Annotated in this window: 7 protein-coding genes; 5 read left to right on the top strand and 2 right to left on the bottom strand. The window is 71.7% G+C overall.

Annotated features, from left to right (window positions below; genetic code table 11):
• Nucleotides 1-49: 49 nt before the first annotated feature.
• Complete coding sequence (locus tag AB0B48_RS06380) at nucleotides 50-1684, bottom strand: GMC family oxidoreductase (protein WP_357196738.1); 1635 nt, start codon at nucleotides 1682-1684, stop codon at nucleotides 50-52.
• Nucleotides 1681-2250, bottom strand: coding sequence for a DUF5987 family protein (locus AB0B48_RS06375; protein WP_357196735.1), 570 nt, complete (start codon nucleotides 2248-2250; stop codon nucleotides 1681-1683). Before AB0B48_RS06375 ends, AB0B48_RS06380 begins: the two co-directional genes overlap by 4 nt.
• A gap of 374 nt (nucleotides 2251-2624) precedes the next feature.
• Here AB0B48_RS06375 and AB0B48_RS06370 point away from each other — a divergent pair, with 374 nt between their 5' ends.
• The 5 genes from AB0B48_RS06370 to AB0B48_RS06350 all read left to right on the top strand — a co-directional run bounded on the left by AB0B48_RS06370 (nucleotide 2625) and on the right by AB0B48_RS06350 (nucleotide 7263).
• Nucleotides 2625-3689, top strand: coding sequence for a carboxymuconolactone decarboxylase family protein (locus tag AB0B48_RS06370; protein ID WP_357196732.1), 1065 nt, complete (start codon nucleotides 2625-2627; stop codon nucleotides 3687-3689).
• A gap of 216 nt (nucleotides 3690-3905) precedes the next feature.
• Nucleotides 3906-4484, top strand: a complete 579-nt coding sequence (locus AB0B48_RS06365) for a hypothetical protein (protein ID WP_357196729.1) — start codon at nucleotides 3906-3908, stop codon at nucleotides 4482-4484.
• Nucleotides 4481-5053: a copper resistance CopC family protein gene (locus tag AB0B48_RS06360; RefSeq protein ID WP_357196726.1), complete on the top strand. Its 573-nt coding sequence runs from the start codon at nucleotides 4481-4483 to the stop codon at nucleotides 5051-5053. The genes AB0B48_RS06365 and AB0B48_RS06360 overlap by 4 nt, the downstream gene beginning before the upstream one ends.
• Before the next feature lie 102 nt (nucleotides 5054-5155).
• A complete protein-coding gene (locus AB0B48_RS06355; protein WP_357196723.1) occupies nucleotides 5156-6148 on the top strand; it encodes a DUF1702 family protein in 993 nt (330 codons plus the stop codon).
• Nucleotides 6149-6294: 146 nt separating this feature from the next.
• Nucleotides 6295-7263 carry a DUF1702 family protein gene (locus tag AB0B48_RS06350; RefSeq protein ID WP_357196720.1) on the top strand — a complete coding sequence of 323 codons (969 nt, stop codon included), beginning with the start codon at nucleotides 6295-6297 and terminating at the stop codon, nucleotides 7261-7263.
• Nucleotides 7264-7295: the final 32 nt, after the last annotated feature.

The following is a 7295-nucleotide window of genomic DNA, read 5'->3' as shown; positions in this document are numbered from 1 at the left end:
TTACGGAGGCTGCGGACGTGCTCGGCCCGGCCGGCCGACGCCCGACGGTTCAGCGGGCGAACACCGCCCGGCGGCCGGCGGTCTCGCCGTCCGGCGATGGCGCCCCGTAGGTGACGGAGACCCCACGCTCCTGCGCGGCCCGAATGATGCCCGGCATGGCGCGTTCGGCGAGGGCGGCGATCGTGAACGCCGGGTTCACCGTGAGCGCACCGGGGACCGCCGATCCGTCGGTGACGAAGATTCCGGGGTGTCCGCGCAGCTCGTGCCGGTCGTCCAGCGCCGAGGTGGCCGGGTCGTCGCCGATCCGGCAGGACGCCAACGGGTGCACCGTGTACGCGCCGACCAGGTCGTTCGTCCACGGCTCGACCCGGGCCAGCCCGTCGCGTTCCAGGATGTCCTTGATGTCGGCGTCGGCCAGTGACCAGCCCCGCCGGGTGTTCGCGGTGGGCTTGTAGCTCAGTGGACCGTGCCCCAGCATCTGCTGGGAGAAGCGGTGCGCGTTGCCGGTCTCCGGCGGTGGTCCGAAGACGCCCTCGTTGTCGTCCTCGGACATGATGAAGATCGTCAGCCAGGACTGCCAGCGGCGCAGCATCTCCTTCTTGTCCACCCCGAACCAGGTCGGGCCGCTGGCGTCGGGTGCCTGCGCCAGGATGGTGCCCAACCCCGGCGGGAAGTAGAGCTGCTCCAGTGAGTAGCGCTCGAACTCGGGCAGGTTGCCGTCGAGCCGGTCCCAACTGGCCACCGTCGGGCCGCGCCCGATCTGGTAGGCCTCGTAGGCCCGCCCGTCCGGTCGGGACAGCCCGAGCACGTCTCGGATCCGGTCCTCGTCGAAGACGGCGGTGTTCAGTCGCTCCCCGTTGCCGGAGAAGTAGCGCCCCACCGCGTGCGGCATGGTGCCCAGCCCGGGCTCCGACCGTTGCAGGATCACCGGTGTGGCACCGGCACCCGCCGCGACGATGACGAGCTTCGCGTCGATGGCACCTTCGTCGTGCAGGATCCGGTAGTCCTCGCCGTCCACGATCCGGTAGTGCACCCGGTAGCCGCCGTCGTCGTTACGGGAGATCTGCTGCACCTCGTGCAGCGGCCGGATCTCCGCGCCGTGGGCGAGCGCCGCCGGCAGGTAGTTCAGCAGCAGCGATCGCTTGGCGTCGAACCGGCAGCCGGACATCATCCAGTTGCAGTTGGTGCACATGTCCACGTCGACGGCGGACGGCGCCGGGTTGGCGGTGCGCCCGGCGTGCCGACAGGCCGCGCCGAACAGACCACCGGCGTACGGGATCTTGTCCCAGGTCTGCCGGGTGATCGGCAGTGCCTCGGCGACCCGGTCGTACCAGGGTTCGAGGGCGTCCCGGCTGATCGAGCTGGGCCACATCCGGCGGCCGATGCTGCCTTGTCGCTCGAAGACGAAGCGCGGCGCGCGCGGCATGGTGGCGAAGTAGACAACGCTTCCGCCGCCGACACAGTTGCCGCCGAGCACGCTCATGCCGTCGCCGACCACGAAGTCGAAGACCCGGGTGTACGACGAGCCGAGCAGGAAGTCGTGGTCGAACTCCTCGCCGCGCAGCCACGGGCCGCGCTCCAGGACGGTCACGCGGGCACCGCCCGCAGCGAGGTGGTACGCGGGGATGGCCCCGCCGAAGCCGCTGCCGATGATGAGAACGTCGGTCGATTCGATGCTGGTCATGCGGGGCTGCCCGTCGCCGTCGTGTCGGGGTGGAGGTCGGCCAGTTGCCGGCCGTAGGAGAAGGACTCGAACCGCCAGATGCCGTCGGCCTGCGGCTGTTCGTAGCCGATGGTGAGCAGACCCGGGTGGCCGGCGGCCAGCGCGGCGGGTGTGCTGAGGTGCGCGGCGCTGTCGAAGGCCATGTTGCTGAACAGGGCCAGGCCCACCCACATCTGCTTTTCCGGGTGATCCGGTTGGGTGAGGTCCGCGACCAGGGCGGTGCGGTGGTCGAACGGCAGTGCCACGAACGGCGGCACCGTCGGGTCCAGCGTCAGGTCGCGGCCGGCCGCGTACTCCCGTGCGTGATCGTTGAGGGAGAACACCAGGGAGTCCAGCCCTTCGGCCAGACCGCCGGCCGGGTTCTCGAGAAGCTCGACCGCACCGGCCGCCACCGCACCACCGCCGGCTGACACCCCGGCCACGCTGCGGTCCCCGGGAAACCGTTTCTCGCCGGGAATGATGGTGTCCGCGAACGCCTCTAGCACGAGGGTCCGATCCGGATTGCGCTCGGATTCGTCGGGCTGCACCGCATCGCCTCCTGTCCGTGGTCGGCGCGCCGGTACGGGTCGTCCGACTGGCGGACGCGCGACCGGAGGAGGTGCCCGCCGGGCCGGTCAGTGCCGTGGCCGTCGTGCCGGACCCGCGGCGGTGACCCACCGGACACCGCTCACGGATCGCTTTCCCACATCGTGACGGCAGCACGACGGGGACCGCATCTTCGTCGTTGCGCTCGCACGGAACCCCCGAATCTGGAGGAAAACCCCAGGTTCTGTGCGGGGCTTCTCCGGTCGTGCGCTGGACCGGTCGGCCCCACTCCAAGCGACCGCCGCCCGCTGATACTGACCGGGAACACGACGACGGATGGAGGACGGACATGGTCGCCGGGCGAGTAGCGTCCTCAATGGTGCGTCGGCAGGTCAGGTACGTGTCCCCGGTTTCGCCCGGGTCGGCCAACGGACTGGTCGCCGAGGTGTACGCGCAGGTGGCCGACGAGATGCGGCTCGTGGTGCCGCCCGCGTTGATGCACTCTCCGGCACCGGACGTTCTGGCCGCGTACTGGGCGCTGACACGTGAACCCCTGGTCACGGTGGGGCCGGTGGACCGGGCCACCAAGGAGGCCGTCGCCGCGGCGGTGTCGGTGGCGAACACCTGCCCGTACTGCGCCGACATGCACACCGTCGGCATGTACGACCTGTCCGGCGAGCACGCCGCCGAGGCGGTCGCCGGCGACCGGATGCAGGACATCACCGAGCCGGAGCTGCGCGTCGCGGCGGAGTGGGCGCGTACCGCACACCAGTCCGACGACGCCGCGCCGCCGCCCGCCGGGCTGTCCCCGGCAGACCGCGCGGAACTGATCGGGGTGGTCGTCGCCTTTCATTACCTGACCCGCATGGTGAACGTTTTCCTGGCGAACTTCCTGCTGCCGCCGGGCCTTGCTCCGTGGTCCCGTCGCCGACTCAAGCAGGGAATCAGCCGGGTCCTGCGTCCCACCCTGCGGGAGCCGCGCGAGCCGGGCCGGGCCTCGGGCCTGCTGCCCGCCGCGCCGCTGCGCGCGGCCACCGCCTGGGCGGCGCCCCGGCCGGCGGTGGCCGCCGCGGTGGGCCGGGCCGACCAGGTCTTCCGCGCCGCCGGTGACCGCGCGCTCTCCCCGGAGGTACGCGACCTGGTCACCGGGCATCTCTCGGGGTGGCGGGGGAGGGACACCGGAATCAGCACCGACTGGTGCGAGCGCCTGATCGCCGACCTGGCACCGGCGGATCGAGCCGCAGCGCGGTTGGCGCTGCTCACCGCGGTCGCCTCGTACCAGGTCGACGCGGAGGTGGTCCAGGAGTTCCGCCGCCACCACCCGGAGGACGCTTCGCTGGTCGACGCCGCGGCCTGGGCTGCCTGGTCGGCGGCTTCCCTGGTCGGCGCCCGGCAGGTGGCCGATCCGGTGACCGGGCCGCCGCCCCAGCGCCACGGCTGACCACCGCCCCGCATCCGGACGTGCCGCCCGGCCGCCGGGTGGCGCATCCGCGGGTGCAGAGCAAAGGCTGCGGACATGGAAGCGGCGGCGGACGAGGCGGGTCCGGCGCCAACTGAGCATTGTGGAAGTAAGACGATGCGCCGCGATCCGGAAGGGTGGGAGGGGATGCCGTCCGCAGGGCTCGGACGGCGACCGCTACGGCGACTGGAGGCCAGGATGAGTGTTGATGCGGCGCGAACCGGGAGGGTCGGCCCGACCAACTGGTGGAACGGTGCCCACCACCGTACCGCGCTGAACCTGTTCATGGTCGTGGTGCTGGCGCACTGGGCCGAGCACCTCACGCAGGCGTTCCAGATCTGGGCACTGGGCTGGCCCGTGCCGCAGGCGCGCGGAGTGCTCGGTCTGTACTTCCCCTGGCTGGTCACCTCCGAATGGCTGCACTACGCGTACGCGCTGGTGATGCTGGTCGGCCTGTGGCTGCTGCGCGGCGGTTTCGTGGGCCGGTCACGCACCTGGTGGATGGTCGCCTTCGGGATCCAGTTCTGGCACCACATCGAGCACCTGATGCTCTTCGTGCAGGCTCAGACCGGCACGTTCTTCTTCGGCCGTTCGGTTCCCACCAGCATGTTGCAGCTGGTCCTGCCCCGGGTCGAGCTCCACCTGTTCTACAACACCGTGGTGTTCCTGCCGATGGTGATCGCGATCATCCTGCACCTACGGCCGAACCGGGCCGAGTCCGCGCTGATGACCTGCCGCTGCGCCCCACGGTTTACCGTGGCGCCCAGCATGCCGTGACGGCGCCGGAAGCAGCGCGTTCGGGGCCCGGGTCCCGCTGGTTCGGGTACCTCCTCGCCATTGTGGTCTGCGCGGTGGTGGCGCTGGCGGCACTCACCGACAAGCCGACCGCCCGGGTCGCCGCGGTGACGCCGGCGGACGGTGCGACAGTGGCCGGTCCGCCGGCCGAGGTGGTGGTCACCTTCGAGGGCACGGTGCGAGCGAGGGAGTTCCATCTGGCCGTCGCGCCGGCCGGTCAGAGCCGTTCGATAGCGGCCGGCCCGGCGAAGCTGGAGGAGCAGCGGTTGGTGCTGCCCGTCAGTGTTCAGACCGCCGGGGCGTACCTGGCCGCGTACCACGTTCTCCTGACCGACGGACGGCAACTGAGCGGCACGACCCGGTTCACAGTGGCCGCTGGCGGGCCGCCCGTGTCGGTGGCCGCCGACGCCCCCTCGGTCGGGCCCGGTGGGCACCAACACGGTGCCGACGACCCGCTCAGCGTGGGCCTCCTCGTGCTGGACCTGCTGCTGGTCGTGGTCGTGGCCGTCGTGCTGCTGCGCCGGCCCCGGATCCGGGCGGGGCGACGCTGACGGTGACCGGGAGCGCATGAACGAAGGCGCGCGAGACGCGGCCGGCGTACGACGATGGGTACGCCGGCCGCGGCACGTCGCCGGGCCGTGAGGAGGACGACGATGCCGACGACAGTGGGTTCGATACGGCGGCTGGTCCTGACGCCGTCACTGGCGGAGACGACCTTCGCCCGCCGCGGCTTCCCCGTGACGCCCGGCCCGGTGACCCGCCGGCTCGAGGCGATTCCGCAGGCGGTGATCTGCGGGTTCGAGTGGGGCATCGACATGCGCGACCAGTGGGAGCTGGAACGTCGTCTGGAACTGGTCGAACCGGAGATGCGCGGCTTCGCGTACGAGGGCGCCGCGATGGCGCTCACCGTCATCGACGCGATGCCGGGACCACGCCGTCACCGAGCCCGGGAGCTGCTCGCCGGTCCGGGCCGGCCGCACACCTTCCTGACCTACATCGGCATCGGGTTCGCCATGGCCCGCCTGCCACGCCCACTGTGGAAGGGTGTGCTGCCGGATCTGGCCGGCACCCCCTACTACCCGACGATGAGCTGGCTGGCCGTCGACGGCTACGGCTTCGACCGGGCGTACTTCGAGACCGAGCGGTGGGTGACCCGGCAGGAGTTGCTGCCCGCGTACCCCTGGCAGGGGCGGGCGGACTACTTCCCGCGCGCCGTCGACCAGGGCATCGGCCGGGCGCTCTGGTTCATCCACGGGGCCGGCGCGGCGGACGTCGCCGCGGCGGTGCGGCGATTCGCGCCGGCCCGGCAGGCGGACCTGTGGAGCGGTGTCGGCCTGGCGGCCACGTTCGCCGGCGGCGCCGACCTCGGCAGCCTGCGCTCGCTGGTGGACGCCGCCGGAGAGGACCACGCGCACCTGGCGCAGGGCGCGGTCTTCGCGGCGAAGGCCCGGCACTTCTCCGGGTTCCAGCCGGCGCACACCGAGGTCGCGCTGACGGCACTGGCCGGCATGTCGGTCGAGGCCGCCGCCGCCCTGGCCGACGACGTCGCGGTCGACAGCTTCGCCGACGACGCCGAACCGGACTACGAAGTGTGGCGCCGCCGCATCCGCGCTCATTTCCCGGTGCCCACCACGCGCGTGTCGTAGCGATTCCCGCTACCCGTTTTTACGCCCATTTTCCGGGCGCGGCCCCTGCCTGCCCGAGGTCGGTGAAAAGCGCCGCAACAAAGAAGAAGAATGTCCTCGCCCGGGCTGCGAATATTGGCGACATATCTATTGCCCTGGGGGTGCTGATGAGAGCTTGGCGAAGGCTGCGACGGCGTGTCCTTACCCCGGACATCTCCCAGACGAGGTGTGACGTCCGGGGCTTCCACGTCAAGGACGAGGCGACGCGTGAGCGCTTGGAGACCGTCGGCGGGTCCTTCCTCGCCGGCTTCGGCGAGGCCGCGGAGGCCCGCGTCGTGGCCGACGTCGTGGCGCCGCTGGAGCGGTTGGCGCCCACCTGGCGCGGCTTCGCCTACGAAGGCGCGGCCATGGGCCTGAGCATCCGCGACGCGCTGCCCGGGCGGGGCGGGCGGGTGGCCGAGTTCCTCGCCGGCCCCGGTGACCCGCACGTCTACATGGCGTACGTCGGTGTGGGCTGGGCGATGGCCCGCCTGCCCCGGTTCCTCTGGTTCCGGCTGTACGCGCCGGACCCGCTGCTGCGCTGGCTGGTGCTGGACGGCTACGGCTTCCACCAGGCGTACTTCCGCACCGGACGCTACATCGAGCAGCGCTACCGCGAGGAAACCTTCTCCTGGCCCGGCGACGACCCGGGCAGGTACGCGGTGCGTGCGATCGACCAGGGCGTCGGCCGAGCCTCCTGGTTCGTGGTCGGGGCCGATCCGGACCGGCTGGCCCGCCTGTTCGCCGGGTTCCCGGAGCGGCGTCGAGCGGATCTGTGGGCCGGTGCCGGGCTGGCCGCCACCTATGCCGGCGGCGCTGACGAGGCGGGGCTGGAGCGGCTGCGCGAGCTGTCCGGGTCGTACCGGGGCGACCTGGCCCAGGGGTCGGCCTTCGCGGCCGGGGCCCGGGTACGCGCCGGCCTGACGGTGCCGCACAACGAGGTGGCCACCCGGGTGCTGTGCGGGTTGTCCACGCGGGACGCTTCGGCGGTCACCGACGACACCCGGATCGGGGTGGCCCCGGCGAACGGCTTCCCCGCGTACGAAGTGTGGCGGCAACGGATCAGGAACGCGCTCGTGCCGATTCGGAATAGTTGATTTGCTTCATTCACCGAAGACCGTGCGCGAAT

Source organism: Micromonospora sp. NPDC049089 (assembly GCF_040648775.1).
Lineage (GTDB): Bacteria > Actinomycetota > Actinomycetes > Mycobacteriales > Micromonosporaceae > Micromonospora.
The sequence above is the reverse complement of the archived record's forward strand: the minus strand, read 5'-3'. Positions and strand labels throughout refer to the sequence as shown.